Source organism: Mucilaginibacter conchicola, from assembly GCF_003432115.1.
GTDB classification, from domain to species: Bacteria; Bacteroidota; Bacteroidia; order Sphingobacteriales; family Sphingobacteriaceae; genus Mucilaginibacter; species Mucilaginibacter conchicola.
This window is the reverse complement of record NZ_QWDC01000003.1, coordinates 1-17,747: the sequence shown is the minus strand read 5'-3', so window position 1 is coordinate 17,747 and position 17,747 is coordinate 1. Positions and strand designations below refer to the sequence as shown.

Sequence of the window (17,747 nt, the reverse complement as noted above, 5' to 3'; positions counted from 1 at the left end):
TAATTACCTTTTGAGATATTTATTTTCTTAACAGATGTTCATTCTTACTAAACTACAACCATTAGTTAATTAATAAGTGATACTAAACGCATCGCTGTTATTTTTAAACGTGATGCTGTTCACCTTCTCCCCTTCTACAGGGTTTGAAAAACCGGTAGGATCAAACCTTGAGATAGGCACCATCAGCGACTGGAAATCTTTCTTAGCCTGCAGCGCTTTGCCATTCACCTTCACCGGCATACCGTTATCGCCAAAACCGTGCAATACCAGTTTCACATTGCTGAACTTTGATTTAGCAGAACCTTCTACCTTACCGAAGCTGATAGCTTTCTTAGCCGGGTTATAACTGATATCGCGTTTATAGTAATCGCCTTTCTCGTAATCGAACGATGCTCCGTCATCCTCGTAGTAAACGAATTTATTATTTACGCTGCCTTTGTACACGTGCAGGTAAAGCGTATCGCTTGGTGCTTCGGTAGTATTCTGGATCTGCGATTGCATTGGGATAATACTGCTCTCTTTTACATAAACAGGCAGTTTAGATATCCCCAGATCAAGGGCTATCTTCTGATTACCTTGCTGCACATTGCCATTATACAGGTCATACCATTTACCTGCCGGGAAATAAAGCTTACCGTAATTGGTCACCCCATCAAACGGAAACACCAGGAACGCTTTACCGAACATATATTGGTTCTCGTACAAACCATTATACACGTTCTCATCGTGCGTATAGTCAATGGTCAGCGAGCGCATGATAGGGCTACCTGTCTGACTGGCATCATAAAAGCTTGAGTACAGGTAAGGCAGCAAACGGTAACGAAGATTAATGTAGTTGCGTGTTATCTCCAGTACTTCTTCGCCATAAGCCCAAGGCTCTGATGCTTTTGAGTTGATGCCCGAGTGGTTACGCATGTACGGGTTAAACGCGCCTATCTGCATCCAGCGGGCGTATAATGATGGCGATGCACCACCGGTAAAACCACCTATATCCATCCCTGCAAACGGCACACCACTTAGGCCCAAACTGTTCATCAGGCGTACGCCTAACAGCATGTGATCGTTCTCGGCGCGGTTGTCACCCGTCCAGATGGCGGCATAGCGTTGCAGACCTGCGTAGCCGGAGCGGGTTAAGATAAACGGTCGCTTATTCTCGCGCGCTGCCTTGTAGCCCTCATAGCTCGAGCGGATCATCTCCAAACCATAAACATTATGGATCTGCGGATGCGCCGCACCTTTACCTTCAAAACTGAACAGAATATTATCCGGAGATTTTTGTCCCCAGGTGCTGAACTCGTTCATATCATTCCATATCCCGCTTACACCTTCTGCTGCATATTTCTTTAGCTCGTTACCCCACCATGCACGGCCTTTAGGATCCGTAAAATCGGGGAAGTGGCACCAGCCCGGCCAAACCTGGCCTGTGTAGTAAGTGCCATCGGGGTATTTGGCAAAAATATCTTCTTTAACACCGCGCTCATAAACGCCGTAGCCTTTCTCTTCTTTAATGCCCGGGTCAACTATCAGGGTTACCTTAAAGCCCATGTCGCCAAGCTTTTTGGTCATGGCTTTCGGGTCAGGGAAACGCTTCTCGTCCCAGGTAAACACCTTGTATTTATCCATGTAGTGGATATCAAGAGTAATACCATCAGCAGGGATCTTTTTCTCGCGAAGGGTCTCGGCAATGCGCATCACCTCAGCTTCAGGATAGTAGCTGTAGCGGTTTTGCTGGTAACCCAAACTCCACAGCGGCGGCAGTTTCATTAATCCGGTAAGGGAAGTATATGATTTAATGATATCCGCAATGTGCGTGTGGTAGATGAAATAGTAATTCATCTCACCGCCTTTGGCACCAAATGATGAGAAACGGTTGTTGCTGGCGCCGAAGTTAAAATCGCTTTGCCAGGTGTTATCAAAAAAGATCCCGTAGTTAACATTATGGTGTACACCTATGTAGAAGGGAATGGTTGAATAAATGGGATCCTGCCCTGTGGTATAAGCGTAAGTATCGCTGTTCCAGTGCGTGTAGGCATTCCCTTTCCTATCCAGTGGACCAGTCTTTTCGCCCAGGCCTATAAAATGCTCGTTATCCTGCATGTGTTTATAGGTGGTGACAGATTCATTTACCCATGATGTGGTAAGGCCGGTCTCATCCTGGTTGATCACCTCGCCATTCAGTGTACTGAAGGTAACCTGGTAAGGGCTTTTTTTGATATTAACTTTCAGCGAATCGGTTGTGATGTTGATCTCGCTGTCGGTTTGGTTAACGGTTACCTTGGTTTTAACAGGTTTACCTATAACGGCGTACGAGAAATCGTCGGCAAGCTTTTGCTTGTCCATGCGTACACGTACAATATTGGGGCTGTACACCTGCAGTTTTACAAAAGCATTTTCTGTAGTGATATCTACATCCTGGCCGTTAACGGCTACGGCGGTTACTTTGCCAGTTTGTTTTACACCATTTTGGGCATACAGCAGTTGCGCCGGGGCAATAAAAGTTAAGGCGAGGGCTAATAAGCGGGTTAGTTTCATCTTAAAAAGGGGTACCCGACATTTGAGTGTGCCGGAATAATTGGTTTTCAGCGGATGAAATTAAAACAGAAACACGGCTTACGCTACCGATATTAACGGCCTCCGGATTTTTATAAAGCAAAAACCCGTTTATTGGTGAAATAAGCGGGTTTTCATATCAATATCGGTACAAAAATATAAGCTGTAATATAGACGGGGTAAGGGTTTACAAGCATCGAATTTAACTCACCCCGACATCGCTTTCGCTCGTCGACCCTCTCTTCGCTACGCGAAAAGAAGGTAAATTTGAAGTCCTTCTTCTTTGGGGAGAGGCTTATTTACGCGCTCAATAATCTGCCAGTATAATGATGTTATCATTAATAGGTTCAATTTTTTCGCGGCCATTCAAAAAGCTCAGGCCTACTACAAAGCTGAAACCGGCTACTTCGCCGCCCATGTCTTTGATCAATTCGCTGGTGGCGGTAACGGTGCCGCCTGTAGCCAGCAGGTCATCATGGATCAGGATACGGTCGCCGGGGTTGAAGGCATCGGTGTGGATCTCGATAGTTGCGGTGCCGTACTCCAGTTCGTAGATCTTTTGGTTTACGGTATAAGGTAATTTACCCGCCTTGCGTACCGGTATAAACGGGATGCCTAAGCGCGTTGCCAACGTCAGCCCAAACAAAAACCCACGACTTTCAACACCGGCAATAGCGTCGATCTTCATTTCCTTCACCTGCTCCATAAAAGCCTCGGTAATGTTGTGGCATAGCTCGGGATCCTTAAGTATCGGGGTGATGTCTTTAAAGATGATGCCCGGCTTTGGAAAATCGTGAATATCGCGGATGGCGTCCTTAATTTGCTGCTCTATCATTTGAAAACTAAATAGGGTTCAATTTTACGCAAAATTTGGGCATCTATTATGGCAATATTTGCTAAATCATCCATACCGGCGTAATTACCATGCTCTTTACGGTATTCAATAATGGCATTCACCTGCTTGTAATTAAGGTACGGCATTAGGCGAAGTTGATCAAAGGTGATGGTATTGATATCTATCTTACGGATACGCCTGGCATCCACCCTCACCTGCTCTTTTATCTCCGCATATTTTACGTAATCCAACCCAAATACTTCTTTCAGCTGTTCTTTATTCACAAAGCCGCCCAAACGCTCACGGTAATAGATAATACGTTTAGCAAACGCGGGGCCAATACCTTCTATCTTAGTAAGTTGTGCAGAATCGGCGCTGTTCAATTCAATAACCTTTGCCGGTTCTGTTTTATTTTTATCGATAATGATGAACGGGGCCAGTCGGGCATAATCCACCTTGGTTAGTCCGTAGATCTTTTGCAGGTCATCCGCTTTGCGGAAACGGCCGCCTTTAGCTGTATAGTTTTTAATGATCTGTGCCTGTTTAGCTGTGAGGCCCAGCTTTTGCCAGTCAGCATCGGAAGCCTTATTGGGATCAAATTTAAATAAAGCACCTGTGGTGATTGTTGTTTCAGGCTGAGGATTAGCTTTTTCCAATTGCGCTACAGCGGCAGCAAAAGCCTTCTCATTTATTGTAGTATCTTTGTGTAGCCTTTGATAAACGTATGGCGCTGCTAAAACCAGCGCTATCACCAGCAGCAGAACAACTAAACCATTCCACTCTTTTTTGGTGATGGAAAAATGTTCTTTTAGCTGTTTTTTCATGCTTGAGATAAGGCTATTGAGGCGTTAAATTAGTAATTTTAATACGTTTTTAAGCGTTACACGATACAAATGAAAATAATAACCACCGAAGAGTTTGCCAAAGCCACCAAACTGGATAAGCTTAAAATGCCCGGGCTTGCAGCGCTGTTGATGGAAGTGATGAAGATAAACCAGGTGAACGACCTGTTTGCCCAGGCCCAGCCCAAACAAGGCCCCGAATTTGTGGACGCCATTTTAGAAGGCTGCGGCATTACCGTTGATTTTGACGAAAGCGAACTGAAACACCTGCCTAAAGACGGCGCCTTTATCGCCATAGCCAACCACCCCTACGGCGGTATTGAGGGCATGGTACTGTTAAAAATGCTTACCATGGCAAGGCCCGATGCGAAGCTGATGGCCAACTTTATATTAAAGAAGATCCCCAACCTGGCCGAATACTTTGTGGCAGTAAACCCCTTTGAGAATGTTGAGCATTCATCAAGCATCAGCGGGTTAAAAACCACACTGGAGTTGCTTAACAACGGCACGCCGATAGGTATTTTCCCTGCCGGCGAGGTATCGACCTTTAAAGTTGAAAAACGCGAAGTTACCGACCGCCTGTGGCATCCGGTTGTGGGCAAGATCATCGCTAAGGCAAAAGTGCCGGTTGTACCTATCTATTTCCATGGCAACAACGGCTTGCTGTTTAACCTGCTGAGCATGATACACCCTACCCTGCGTACGGCCAAACTGCCATCAGAGTTGTTCAATAAGCAGGGGCACACCATTAAGCTGCGTATTGGCAAGCCCATAAAGTTTAATGACATACCGGATAACAACAACAGCGGTAAGATACTCAACTACCTGCGCGCCAAAACCTACGCCTTAGGTGCCGGTTTAGATGAGGAGAAAAAGATCTTTAACCCGCGTAACCTGTTCAAGATAAAGAAACTTCCAGAAGCCATTGTGCCTGAGACAGCTGCCGATAAACTGGAGAAAGAGGTGGAACCGCTGCGCGAGAATTACCGCGTTTGGGTAGAGAAAAACTACGAAGTATTCATCACCCCTACCTCAGAGATACCTTGCATTATTCGCGAGATAGGCCGATTGCGTGAAATCACGTTCCGCGAGGTTGGCGAGGGCACCAACAAAGAAACCGACCTGGATGAGTACGATATTTATTATCACCACCTGTTCATCTGGGATACCGAAGGTAAAGCCATTGTAGGTGCCTACCGCATTGGCCTCGGCGATGAGATCTTCTACAGCGTAGGTAAAAAAGGCTTCTACATTAACGAGTTGTTTAAGCTAAAAGAACAATTTACCCCAGTACTGAAGAAAAGCCTTGAGCTTGGCCGCTCATGGATCCGTAAGGAGTACCAGATGAAGCCCTTGCCATTGTTCCTGTTGTGGAAAGGTATTTTAAAATACGTGATTGACAACCCACGCTATCGCTATTTGCTTGGCCCAGTGAGCATCAGCAATAGTTTCTCAACTTTCAGCAAATCACTTATTGTAGATTACATTAACCGTAACCACTTTGACCACGATATGGCGCAGTTGGTTAAGCCCCGTAAGAAATTTAAGGTTGATTTTGAGAACATTGATACTGATGCCCTGCTTGCCGCCGGCGACTCGTTCAAAGGCCTGGATGCACTGATATCTGAAGTGGAGACCCACAGCATGAAGATCCCTGTGCTGCTTCGCCAGTACATTGGCCTCAATGCCAAGATCATCAGCTTCAACATCGACCCTAAGTTTGCCGATTGCCTTGACGGATTCCTGGTATTAGACCTGCAAAAAGTACCGCAGGATATGCTGGAGAAGTTGGGTAAGAACCTGTAACATGATTTATTGGGAGACGCCATACTTTGCGTCGCCCGCTGATAAGAAAAGGCGATGTATCTGCATCGCCTTTTCTTTTATTAAATATGTCATTGCGAGGAGCGGCAGCCACGTGGCAATCTCATAGGCAGGTTAGTGATCTTGTCCTATGAGATTGCCGCGCTATCGCTCGCAATGACATGTTGGTGAGTTTATTTAAAAACCCTGTCATTTCGAGCGAGCAGCAGGGGGCCTGTGCGTAGGGGCGACGAGAAATCTTGTTAGATAAAACAAGCGGGGCTCAGCACTAATAGCATGATTTCTCCTCGCTGTTGCTCGTTCGAAATAACATGGTGGTATGAACAGGACAGCCTACACCCTTATATAAACCTTATTCTTATCCAACACCTTACCTACGCACCAGCAAACCAGCATATAGCTAATAGCAAACAGCAATGAGCCGATAGCGCCGGGGGCTATTTTCTGGTAAAACACATTGTTTATCCATCCGTAGAAATTAGTGTTGCCCATCGGGATCATCCAGAAGGCAATAACCAGTATCTCCGATAGGATATAGATAGCCAGCGGGTTTTTACCTACGGTGGTGAAGAATGATGTCCAGTTGCCTGCGTTGTTGTTGCGTACCTCTACAATATATATCAATGCAGAGATGATCACCATATCCAAACCGGTTGTTAGCAGCGTAAACGGACTTGTCCAAAGCTTTTTGCCAATCGGGAATACCATACCCCAGAACAGCGCCAGGAAGATGAACAGTGCGCCCATCAGCGTTAAGCGGGCAATGGTCTCGTAGCCTTTGCCTTTTTCTTGTATAAATTTACCTGCATAGTAACCTACAATTACGTTAACTATGGCGGGCAACGTACTCAGGATACCTTCAGGATCAAAAGCAGTGCCTTCGCCGTGGTACAGGTGCAGGTCGCCTAAAACATATTTATCAAGGTAAGTACCTGCGTTAGTGAGCATGCCGTAAGGTGCAGCAGTATCACCGTAAGCCAACAGCAGCAGCCAGTAACCTACCAACAAAAAGCCGCTGATGATAAATACCCAGGTGCGGTTCTTCACAAAATAAATTATAAGCGATGCAAAAATATAGCAAAGGCCAATGCGCTGCAGCACGCCCATTACACGTGTACCACTTATAGGGCGCAACACCCAGCCATCTTTAGCATGATCAACAAACGGGAACCAATACATAATAAACCCTATGAAAAAGATGAGCAGCCCGCGCTTTAGTATGCGGTATAAAACCTGGCCGGTGCTCAGGGTATCAAACTTTTTCATGGTAAAGCTCATGGCATTGCCCACGGCAAATAGGAACGACGGGAACACCAGGTCGGTAGGTGTAAACCCGAACCAGGCGGCGTGCTCCAAAGGCGAAAAGGGTGCTGCCCCACTGCCGGGTGTGTTAACAATGATCATGAAACAGATGGTCATTCCGCGGAAAACGTCCAGCGAAAGGAACCTTTCGGGTTTTTGGCTCATATTGGTGGGTGCAATAATTTAAAAATCAGGAAATAATAAATTGATAACCCCAATATATGAATTAAAATTTCGTGCAAGCAAATACTTTATAAATTATTTTAAAAAGTATTTTAAACCCTATCTGTAACCAAATGTTATTATTTTTGAAAGATGCTCACCATGACCAACCATACGCTCGAGAAATTGGAGCTACTGCTGAAAAGCAGCGGCTACAAGGTGAGGTATGAGAAAGGCAATTTTAAAACCGGCGCTTGCCTACTGCAAAATAGCAAGGTGGTGATGGTAAATAAGTTTGCCAATCTGGAAAGCAAAATTGCCGCCGTGGCCGAGCTGGCCCGCACGGTTGAGATAGATTATAACCTGCTTGATGAAAAACAGGCTGCATTTTTACACCAGTTAAAACAAACCCAACTGCAGCTGTGACCATCACTTTCTTAGGAACCGGAACCTCGCAGGGCGTACCCGTTATTGCCTGCACTTGCGACGTATGCTTATCAACAGATAAGCACGATAAACGCCTGCGCACTTCTATTTTGATAGAAGCCGAGGACAAGACCATCGTAATTGATTCCGGGCCCGATTTCAGATACCAGATGCTACGCGAGCATGTAATGAAACTGGATGCCATTGTTTTCACACATGAGCATAAAGATCATGTGGCAGGCATGGATGATATCCGCGCGTTTAACTATAAGCAGCAGGCTGCCATTGATATTTATGCTACCGAACGCGTGCAACAGGGTTTAAGGCGCGAATTCTCGTACATCTTCGATTCTTTTAAATACCCCGGCATCCCGCAGGTGGATATGCACACCATAGATCTGGAACCTTTTGATATTGGCAGCGTACACTTTACCCCTATCGAGGTGATGCACTATAAATTGCCTGTACTGGGTTTCAGGATAAAGGATTTTACCTACATCACGGATGCAAAAACGGTAACGGATGAAGAGAAAGAGAAGATCCGCGGCAGCAAAATACTGGTGATCAACGCCCTGCAGAAAGAAACCCATATCTCGCACTTTACTTTAGATGAGGCCATTGCCTTTGCGCAGGATATTGGTGCCGAGAGAACCTATTTTACCCATATCAGCCATCGTTTGGGTAAATATGCCGATGTAAACCCGCAACTTCCGGAGGGTATTGAGCTGGCTTATGATGGCCTCAAGATCGAGATCTGATCTACTGCAGCTTCAAATAAATAATGTCATTCAAAATAGCCGGGTAAGGATTCTTGGCATCGGGCTTATGTACCTGCAACCGCCCACGTATAACCATTTGGGTGTTATTGAAATTCTGGTATTCACCATTGTGCATCTCAAAAAAGCCCGTGTGGGTTTTAGGTGCGTACAAAGGGCAATCGGGCGAGAAGTTTATCCAGATAGCATGTTTGGGGTCATGCTCAGTAAAAGTGCTGTCGTTTACCAGGGCAGATAGTTGCTTGCCTTGTTTATAGGTACCCCCTACCTCAACAAACTTACCATCGTAAAATCTCAGGCTATCCATAAAATTTTTGTAGCTAACCTTTTTATACATTACATCGGTAAAGCAATTGCTGGTGTACACCTGTGGTTGATGCTTACTGCAGGCAGCAAGTATCAGCACAAATAGTATCAACATCAGGGTGTAGCCAGGGCGCATATTCTAAGATACATCATTTATGCGTTTAAACTTTAGCCGTAATAACACTGTTACGCATAAACCTGCAACAATTACGTTAGGTTACATTATCTTAACCTGCGCTGTGTAATTTTGTACCATTAGCCCTTTACAATGAAAAAGTATAGCTTATTCCTGCTGGCCCTGCTGGCGTTTTTAAATTGTTCCGCACAATCTGTTGTTGATACCGTACAAAAAGTTACCCCCGGCCGCAAAAACAGCACTGCGCAGCAAAAGAAACCTTATGTGATATTGATATCTGCCGATGGTTTCCGTTATGATTTCGCCAAAAAATACCATGCAGATAACTTGCTGCGCCTTGCCGATGAAGGTGTAGCCGCATCATCTATGATCCCATCGTTCCCGTCGGTGACGTTCCCTAACCACTACGCCATTGTGAGCGGTTTGTACCCATCACACTCGGGCCTGGTTAACAACACATTTTATGATCGCAAGCGTAATGACCGTTATGCCATGGGCAATAAAGATAAAGTTGCCGATGGTACCTGGTACGGCGGTGCACCGCTTTGGGTACGTGCCGAGCAGCAAAAAATGCTATCAGCCAGTTTTTACTGGGTAGCTTCAGAAGCGGCCATACAAGGCGTGCGCCCCACCTATTATTATGCTTATAATGAGCGTATCGACATCCATAACCGCATACAGGCCGTGGTTGATTGGCTGAACATGCCTGCCGAAGAACGCCCGCATTTTATTACATTCTATTTCCCGCAGGTGGACCATGCCGCGCATAAATTTGGCCCGGAATCGCCTGAGGTAGAGCATGAGGTGCATTTTGTAGACTCGGCGGTTAACGAGCTGCAAAAGGCTGTTAAAACTACGGGATTAAAAGATGTGAACTTTGTTTTCGTATCAGACCACGGCATGGCCAGGGTTGATAACGAGAATCCGCTAAGCATACCTGCAGCTATCGACACCTCAAAATATGTTATCTCGGGCGATGGTATCCTGGTTGAGCTTTATGCAAAAAACAAAGGCGATGTAAATGCTACCTATGATGCCTTAAAGAAAGAAGCTAAGGATTACGATGTTTATCTTAAAACCAACATGCCCGCCCACATGCATTACGGCGCTGCCGACGACTGGCACGACCGCATTGGCGACATCCTGCTGATACCGCATTTCCCGAAAGTGTTTAACCTGTGGAAAACCAAAAAGAATATTAATCCCGGCTGGCATGGTTATGACCCTGCTGCGGTGAAAGATATGCACGCAACGTTTTACGCATGGGGACCAGCCTTTAAAAAACACTTAAATATTGTACCTTTCCAAAATGTATCGGTATTTAACCTCGTAAGCGAGATTTTGGGTATTACCCATACCGATAAAATTGACGGAACCAATGACCTGGCCCGTGAAGTGCTTATCAAACAAACCAAAAAACGTAAATGAAGCTTTCGCTGAGAATTTTCCTGCTGCTTGTACTGCCTTTTGCGGCATCGGCACAAAACCCGGATGTGGTAAAAAAACATGCACAGATCGTAGCTAATGCCCTGTTAACAGGCGATTACCAAACCGTGGTTGCTAATACTTATCCAAAAGCCGTTGAGCTTGCCGGTGGCAAAACAAAAATGCTGCAGATGATATCAACAGGTTTATCGCAAATGAAACAGCAGGGTTTTGCTTTTGAAAAAGTATCTATAGGCACGCCGGGCAAATTTTACAAAGCGGGCAAAGAGATCCATTGCCTTGTACCCGAAACCATTATCATGAAAATGAAAGAAGGCCGTTTCCAGGGTAACAGCAACCTGCTGGCCGTAAGCAGCGACCAAGGCAAAAGCTGGACCTTCCTTGATCTTAACAACGGCTCAATAAACGCAGTTGACCAGTTATTCCCAAACTTTAATCATAGCCTGGTAATACCTAAGCCGCAAAAACCGGTTAAACTTTAACAATACTGAAGCGTCAAATCATCAAAAAAAACGTTACTTAATGATGAGGCTCTGCTGCCTTTGTGCTATAATTTTCTTTTCCGTTGTTGCCCGCGCGCAGGATACCGCCGTTGTAAAACGCCTGGCCAACCGCTTTGCCAAAGCTACTTTTAATGGTGATGCCAAAACCGTTTTAGATTTCAGCTATCCGGCGCTGATCAAACTCTCCGGCGGGCGCGAAGCCATGGAGAAAATGATAACCGAGCGCATTGCCGAACTAAAAGGCCGCGGCGTAATGAAGTTTGACGGCTGGGTAAACTCGCCCGGGCCATTCTATACCGCAGGTAACCAGATCCATGTGCTTTTTCCCGAAACCGTGGTAATGCGCATGATAAACGGGCGATACATCAGCCACTCATACTTACTGGGTATATCTGAAGATAACGGCAAAAGCTGGACGTTTATGGATGTGGGCAACATGCCGGCAAACGTATTGCAGCGCTTGTTGCCCCAAACAGACCCGGCCATGAAAATACCGCCGCCAACGCAGCCTTCCTTCTTCCCCGATCAGTCGCAGTAGCTGAAGGCTTTGTAACTGTACTCCGTCCAGTTTTTGTAGCCGGGCAGGTGTTCCAGTTTAATATTCAGCTTGCTTTTGCCTTTAGTGTAAGCGGCAGGGATCTCAAAATCGGTATCAATCCAAATGGCATCGTAGTTATTTTTAACAATAACCCATGGGCGCTCTGTAACCGGTTTACCATCAACCCAAACCCTTACCCCCTGCCGGTTGGTATGCGTGGTAAGTACTCGTAACCTTACACCCTTGTTCTTCTTGTCAATCGCTACCCTGAAAATACTGCTTTTATCGAATGATTTACCGGTATGGGTTTCTGTAATATCATGTATACGTTTACCGGGATAAGCGCCTGTGGTGCTACCCTGCCAGGTTTGGCCGGCAATTTTGTACAGGTGTTTTTGTTCGGATACTTTGTTGCCGATGTTTAGTTCATCTGTTTGTTTAAGCGAAGGTTTGGCCCCCTCGTAATACCATACCAGGCTGGCGATATAGAAATTCTCCCAGCTTTCAAACTCCATATCAAAAGCCTGCTCGTAGGCAATTACATCGGGGTAGTGCATGCGGTAATAGCAATCGTTACCTACGCAGCCGTGGGTTGGGTAGCTGTTGTACTTGTTCTTCCACCATGCATTGTTGGCATAATCTTCCTCGCCGGTGCCCCATATATCCGGAAACTTACGGTTATCTATATAATACACCTCATCGCCCTCGCAGGCATGGCCACCTTTGGGCATGCGCTTTGCCATACCTATAACATGGCCGCGGCCCTCTGTTTTTAAACAGGTGTAGCTTTTGCCGGGTTTATCCACCTCGTTGGCATAAGCGCAGAAATAGCCACATTGCGCCTGCGGATAGGCTTTAGTGTTGTACTGCACTTCTACCTCAATATCCTTCATCACCTCTCCGGTTTGGTTCACCAGCTCAATACGGGCAGCTTTCCAAAATGGCATAGGGAAATAGCAGTAGCCATTGTTATCTGTTGTACCCACGCCCAAAGCTTTCAAGTCGCCGCCATTATCAACCGAACCGAAGAACCATTTAAGCGGCGCATCTACATAAGGTTTATCGCGACCGTCCCAGTACATTTTTATGCGCAGGCCTTTATCAGGAGAATAATTTTTAATTTTTATGGATGCGATGTACCCCGCGCCGTTGTATTTAAATATGTCTGCCGAGTTACCGCCCGCCAGGTCAAGTTTCTGTGTTTTGCTGATGTTGCCCGCTGCAGGTTTAGGATCATCCTGCGGATTGTTCCACATTTTCTCCATAGCGCGGTAATCTTCTTTCCCTGTCCACGAGATTGCCCCCTCAAGCGTGGTATAGGTATGGTAACCTATATTATAGAATGGCCTAAAGTTGCCCTCGCGCACTATTTTGATCGATTTACGGAACGATATGGGCATGTAGCTCCACCAGGCCAGGTAATTATCTCCCGCACCTGAGCCTACCTGAGGCTTATCGCGCAACGGCTTTTTATTGTGAAAAGCATTAAAGGTTTGATTAATGCGCGGCACCTTCTCGCCATCAATATATATTTTAATTCGGTTGGTATCGCCTATGTTTCCTGTCGACCAAATCCTGTAGATAGTCCCCGGCCCTTTTATATCGGCAAGCACGGCACCGCTATCCTTCTGGGTGTACAGCCAGTGGCCAAAATCCTTAAACTGATCTTCGGCCGGATCAGTGCTGGAGTATTGGTAGGTTTGGGTGCCAGTTTTGTAATAAGGCAGATCCGCAAAGGTTTGGGCAAAGGCCAAGCCCCTTTTTTGGTGCTGCGCCGATGCCTGATGTATACAGCATACAAGCAATATTGCTGCTATTAGTTGTTTGATATTTCTCATGACCGCCTTATTTATAGGTAACATTTACTTTGGTTTTGGCATTAATGAACGCGATGCCCGGCCTCACGGCGTAACGTTTTGGGGCACCCTGCACCGTTACGTTCAGCACGTTCTTTTTATATTCCCAACTGATGTTGCCCGCCTTGGTATGGAAATTTTTGATGCTCATGCTCTCTTTTAACCAGCTTGCCGGTACGCCTGCGCCAATTACAAATTCAAAATCATCGCCTTTGGCCTCGTTTACGTAAACCAGCATATCCAATTGCAGCAGCAGCATTTCTGATGCCGTCCAGTAATGCGGGGTAATGTATTTGGGTTTGAGCCAGCCGCGGTAGTTCTCCCACTGCCGAAAGGTATTTTCTTCTCCATCGCCTTCCCAATAGGTATATAAGCCGGGTGAACACTGGTTATTCCAGAAATAGTGCAGGGTTTGCCATACGCGGTCGGTACGGTCAAGAAAGAGCCATTGGTGTGCTTCGGCAGCGGAGAAATATGTCCACAGCGGGCGATCTTTTGGTGAGTCACCTGTGCCCCACTCGGCGGCATGCTTCTCCTCTATCTTTTTGCGGAACAGTTCATTGCCCTTATTGGTGATCCATGACGGCCACACGCTGATCATAAAATTTCGCTCGTTCTCATATTTCTGCTTACCGAAACCTTCCGTCCAGGCGGCTTTAACTTCTGCGGCTTTCTTCAGGCATGAATCGGCCAGGGCGGTTTCACCAAACTTGGCAGCCAGGCGCGATGCCTGCACCAGTCCGCGGTATGATATAGCGTTGATATACAGCACCGGGAAATGGTTATCCATGGTACCTACGATGAGCCCCTCGCTGAATGGGCGGGCTATCAGTTGCCTGCGTTTAACATCATGCTCAATATGCGGTGCTAGCGGGCCAATAAAATCTTTATAGATCTCGGTTTTGGCATTACGCATCTCGTCTATCAGTTTCAGTTTACGCTTAATGTGTGGCCACACGTATTGGTAGTACGCCGGATCATTAATGAGATAAGCCACCTCGGTTAACGCATTTATCGCCGAGCCCGGCGCATCGCCCTCGGCACCAAAGCCGCCGAAGAAGTCGTTCTCGGCAAAGTAGCGGGAGAGCTCACGTGCGGTTTCCAGATGGCCGCTTTTGGCCATGGCTACCAATGAATAAGCGCCATCACGTTCCCAGGCAAGGGGATAGTTGACCGGTTCACCAGGGCCCGTTTGCCTGCCTATGTAACCCATCATCAGGTTACTTACCTGCGCCTGCAGCGAGCGCTCAAAAGCCTTATCGGGCAACTGCATGCCAAACTGCTGTATGGTGCGGCTGTATGGCAGCGGACTGTTAAACTGCGGCTTGGTATCGTTTATCTTTAAGCCAAAAGGTGTGTTACCCATGTTTAACCTTGCAAAGGCCCAGCCATCGCCGTTGTACATAGTGGTTTGCTCGGGGATGTCTTTCTGCAATTCGCCGGCAGCTTCGTTGCCCACGGTAACGCTTTTAGGATCGCCGGTGAGGGTGATAATATAGCGGTGGTTGATGAGCAAGCGGTCGCCTTCCCAGGTGGCGGTGGTAAGTGGCCCGCCCGCCGGGCCAACACTACGGGTTACTACACTGTACTGATAATCCTGCTGGCCGTTATTCTTAAAACTAAACTCCCACCGACCGGCCTCAAGGTAGGTCCAACTGCAGGTATAATAAGGCGTAACCGTTTCTACCGATGGGATGCTGTTGTTATTTTTATATACATAAGCCTGTTTAATTTTATCCATGGCGATATCATCACTGGTCGCAATAAGCTTCTTATTTTTATCATACACCCAAATAGATACACCAAAACTACCCGGGCCGGGGCTAAAGCTGCCGCCGGGCTCTTCATAGCCTTTTTGCGCCAGTGGGCTACCTGGTTCGGCTATCAGGATATGGCCATCGCCGCGGGGCCATGGGTCCTGGGGGCGTTTGGCCTGCTCAAGCAGGGTAATTTGCCGTTGATTAATGAGTTGTTGGGCTTGTAAGCCCCCGGTAACAATTTGCAGGCTGCACAGTGCGGCCAGTGTACGCAGGTAAAAAGGTTTCATAATTGGTTTATATAGCTGCAGATTTAGGGTGATCTGCTTAGGCTAAATGTAAACCGGGGATGGGCTAAAGGCTATGCAACAAAAGTCGCAAAGCCACCAAAAAACGACTTTAGTATTACAACAAAAGTCGTTTCAAATGCTGTTGCGATAAGCAGAGGGCGCTTTAGAAGTTACGGCTTTAAAGTTTTTGTTAAAATTCTGCAACGAGCTATAGCCTACTTTAAAGGCAATTTCGGAGACCGAGAGGCGCGTGCTTTGCAACAGCTCAACCGCTTTATCTACCCGGCATTTGTTGATGTAATAGATCAAATGCATGCCGGTTTCTTTGTTAAATAACGAGCTAAGGTACTTCTCCGTAATAAAAACCTGCGCTGCAATTTGCTGCCGCGATAATTCGGGATCATGGTAGTGCTGCTGAATAAACGCCATGGCCTTGCGGGTGATCTCGCTGTATTTAGGTTCGACGGTTGGCGTTTGAGCCGTAGCCCCGGCAAGCTTATTATTTCTTTTCCTTCGATAAACTATCAAACTAACACCCGACACTACAGCAAGAATGAGCCAATACATCCGGGCATTATTACTTTCCTTATAAAGGATGAGGTTTGTCCACTCGCTGGTATTATCGTTCGATTCGGGGTTGGTGCCGCTTAGGCTGGTGCGGAAGGCCTCGTCGAGCTTGGCGTCCTTATCGTACAGCTGTATATCAAAGCCGATGGTTTGGTTGGGATGGGGTTTATAATTCAGTTCGGCCCAGGGGATGGCTACCGAGATGCTGTAGCCCTCATCGGTATCCTCATTATTATTCAACGTGCCTCGGGGTGTTACTTTTACGCGGGTTTGCTTGCCCCAATTGGTAAAAAAGTTCTTTTGCGCATCCCACCGGTTGCCTATGTATTTGCCGGCTACATCAATTAGTAATTCATAATCATCCTCGTGTTTCCACTCGGAGCGGTCGTGGTTCATATCAAGGCCAATCTCAATGCAATCCGAATCCCACAGTGTACGCAGATAGCTTTTGGTTTGGAACAGACTGATATAGCCAGGCTGCACATAGTTGAGGTTAGCATCTTTTATATCAAAATCAAAATAAAGCGAATCGCTGTCCCAACGGCTGGTAAAGTTTAAACGGTTATTATTGGCAGTATAAGTGTATCGCCGCGGTTTGGTTTTCCCAAAGGATGAACTAAATGTGGTTTCGTTATAGGCGCTGTGCCGGTCTAACAATACCGGCACGCCCGATTCATCGTATTTGCTACTAAGCACCTCGCATTTGCCACCATGGTAAACTTTGGCTTTTACGTAGAATATGCCATCATTAAAATCATTAAGGGTGATCACCATCGATAACGAAGCGTCTGACCGCCGCCGCAGCACATTGCCTGAATTGTATAATACCTCAAATACCACGGAATCGGGCGCGGCATCATGTTTATCAGCCAACACCTGCAGCTTAATGTAGTTTTTAGCCGCAATGCTGAATGGCTCGGGCGCAATTATCTTATATGCAGCGGCTTTGAAGGCCACCGTCATTAGCAGAAAAATAAATAGAGACTTTAAACGCATAGAATACCTCAGCGCATTAATATACTCAATGCGAGGCACAAATGCATCCTGCTGCAGGTGGCGAAACAGCAAACAATCTTAGCTTTACATGACTTTTATTTGTATCTTAATTACGTAATTTGTTTAAAAAGCTGTCCGCGTACACTATGCCCACTCCCATCCCAAAGAAAATATTCAGCCGCAGGCACGAGATCTTTGCCGAGTTCCTGCGCGAGCTGGACAAGCACCTCGACGATGTTTTGAGTGAGCGCCGCAGCGATATGTTCGAGATACGCGACCTGGCAGAGATACTGCACATCCATCCCACGCATTTAACCAATACCATTAAACAGCTTACCGGCAAATCGCCCTGCTGGTATTTTGAGGATAAGCTGATGGCCATTGCCAAAGGCATGCTGGAACAAAATATCCCCGTAAAAGAAATTGCCTTTAAACTCACTTTTGATCCATCCAACTTTACCAAATTCTTTAAACGCTTTGAAGGGGTTACACCCAAGGAGTATAAAGAGAGGATAGCGGCTGGGTTTGAATTGGCAGGATAGTAGCTCTTCGTTAGGAATGGCAATGAGTAATATGAGTCGTCAGTGGATGTTACTTTCTTTTTTTCCGCTAAAAAGAAAGTAACCAAAGAAAAA

The 17,747-nt window shown here is 46.3% G+C and carries 15 protein-coding genes; 7 read left to right on the top strand and 8 right to left on the bottom strand.

Translation table 11 applies throughout. From position 1 onward, the window contains the following. Positions 1–69 precede the first annotated feature (69 nt). The 3 genes from D0C36_RS16680 to D0C36_RS16670 form a co-directional block, all read right to left on the bottom strand. A complete protein-coding gene (locus D0C36_RS16680; RefSeq protein ID WP_117392809.1) occupies positions 70–2,532 on the bottom strand; it encodes a glycoside hydrolase family 31 protein in 2,463 nt (820 codons plus the stop codon). A 325-nt stretch (positions 2,533–2,857) separates the two neighbouring features. Then, positions 2,858–3,385, bottom strand: coding sequence for an adenine phosphoribosyltransferase (locus D0C36_RS16675; protein ID WP_117392808.1), 528 nt, complete (start codon positions 3,383–3,385; stop codon positions 2,858–2,860). After that, on the bottom strand, positions 3,382–4,209 hold the full coding sequence (locus D0C36_RS16670; protein WP_117392807.1) for a helix-hairpin-helix domain-containing protein: 828 nt from the start codon (positions 4,207–4,209) through the stop codon (positions 3,382–3,384). The genes D0C36_RS16675 and D0C36_RS16670 overlap by 4 nt, the downstream gene beginning before the upstream one ends. Positions 4,210–4,278: 69 nt before the next feature. Here D0C36_RS16670 and D0C36_RS16665 point away from each other — a divergent pair, with 69 nt between their 5' ends. Continuing rightward, complete coding sequence (locus D0C36_RS16665; protein ID WP_117392806.1) at positions 4,279–6,033, top strand: lysophospholipid acyltransferase family protein; 1,755 nt, start codon at positions 4,279–4,281, stop codon at positions 6,031–6,033. Positions 6,034–6,384: 351 nt separating this feature from the next. Here the strand turns inward: D0C36_RS16665 and D0C36_RS16660 are convergent, their stop codons facing one another. Then, positions 6,385–7,518: an acyltransferase family protein gene (locus tag D0C36_RS16660; RefSeq protein WP_117392805.1), complete on the bottom strand. Its 1,134-nt coding sequence runs from the start codon at positions 7,516–7,518 to the stop codon at positions 6,385–6,387. Between the two features lie 150 nt (positions 7,519–7,668). Here D0C36_RS16660 and D0C36_RS16655 point away from each other — a divergent pair, with 150 nt between their 5' ends. Then, a complete protein-coding gene (locus tag D0C36_RS16655) occupies positions 7,669–7,941 on the top strand; it encodes a hypothetical protein (RefSeq protein WP_117392804.1) in 273 nt (90 codons plus the stop codon). Further along, the gene (locus D0C36_RS16650; protein WP_117392803.1) at positions 7,938–8,699 is read left to right on the top strand and encodes an MBL fold metallo-hydrolase; all 762 of its coding nucleotides are present in this window, start codon (positions 7,938–7,940) and stop codon (positions 8,697–8,699) included. Before D0C36_RS16655 ends, D0C36_RS16650 begins: the two co-directional genes overlap by 4 nt. A gap of 1 nt (position 8,700) precedes the next feature. Here D0C36_RS16650 and D0C36_RS16645 read toward each other — a convergent pair whose 3' ends face one another. Beyond that, complete coding sequence (locus D0C36_RS16645; protein WP_117392802.1) at positions 8,701–9,159, bottom strand: hypothetical protein; 459 nt, start codon at positions 9,157–9,159, stop codon at positions 8,701–8,703. A gap of 132 nt (positions 9,160–9,291) precedes the next feature. On the opposite strand from D0C36_RS16645, the gene D0C36_RS16640 reads away from it, so the two are divergent. Genes D0C36_RS16640 through D0C36_RS16630 form a run of 3 tightly spaced genes read left to right on the top strand, consistent with a single transcriptional unit; the run spans position 9,292 to position 11,646 of the window. Next, on the top strand, positions 9,292–10,587 hold the full coding sequence (locus tag D0C36_RS16640) for an alkaline phosphatase family protein (protein WP_117392801.1): 1,296 nt from the start codon (positions 9,292–9,294) through the stop codon (positions 10,585–10,587). Continuing rightward, positions 10,584–11,087 (top strand): hypothetical protein, encoded by a 504-nt coding sequence (locus tag D0C36_RS16635; RefSeq protein WP_117392800.1) that lies wholly within the window; start codon positions 10,584–10,586, stop codon positions 11,085–11,087. Before D0C36_RS16640 ends, D0C36_RS16635 begins: the two co-directional genes overlap by 4 nt. A 40-nt stretch (positions 11,088–11,127) precedes the next feature. Next, positions 11,128–11,646, top strand: a complete 519-nt coding sequence (locus tag D0C36_RS16630; RefSeq protein ID WP_117392799.1) for a hypothetical protein — start codon at positions 11,128–11,130, stop codon at positions 11,644–11,646. Here the strand turns inward: D0C36_RS16630 and D0C36_RS16625 are convergent. From D0C36_RS16625 to D0C36_RS16615, 3 genes are all read right to left on the bottom strand, one after another. Then, entirely contained in the window at positions 11,634–13,484 is a 1,851-nt protein-coding gene (locus tag D0C36_RS16625) for a DUF2961 domain-containing protein (protein WP_158557137.1), read from the bottom strand. The genes D0C36_RS16630 and D0C36_RS16625 overlap by 13 nt on opposite strands. A gap of 7 nt (positions 13,485–13,491) precedes the next feature. After that, a complete protein-coding gene (locus D0C36_RS16620; RefSeq protein WP_117392797.1) occupies positions 13,492–15,549 on the bottom strand; it encodes a hypothetical protein in 2,058 nt (685 codons plus the stop codon). A gap of 132 nt (positions 15,550–15,681) precedes the next feature. Then, entirely contained in the window at positions 15,682–17,079 is a 1,398-nt protein-coding gene (locus D0C36_RS16615) for a helix-turn-helix domain-containing protein (RefSeq protein WP_158557136.1), read from the bottom strand. A 179-nt stretch (positions 17,080–17,258) separates the two neighbouring features. Here D0C36_RS16615 and D0C36_RS16610 point away from each other — a divergent pair, with 179 nt between their 5' ends. Further along, positions 17,259–17,654: a helix-turn-helix domain-containing protein gene (locus tag D0C36_RS16610; protein ID WP_117392795.1), complete on the top strand. Its 396-nt coding sequence runs from the start codon at positions 17,259–17,261 to the stop codon at positions 17,652–17,654. The last annotated feature ends 93 nt before the right edge of the window (positions 17,655–17,747 follow it).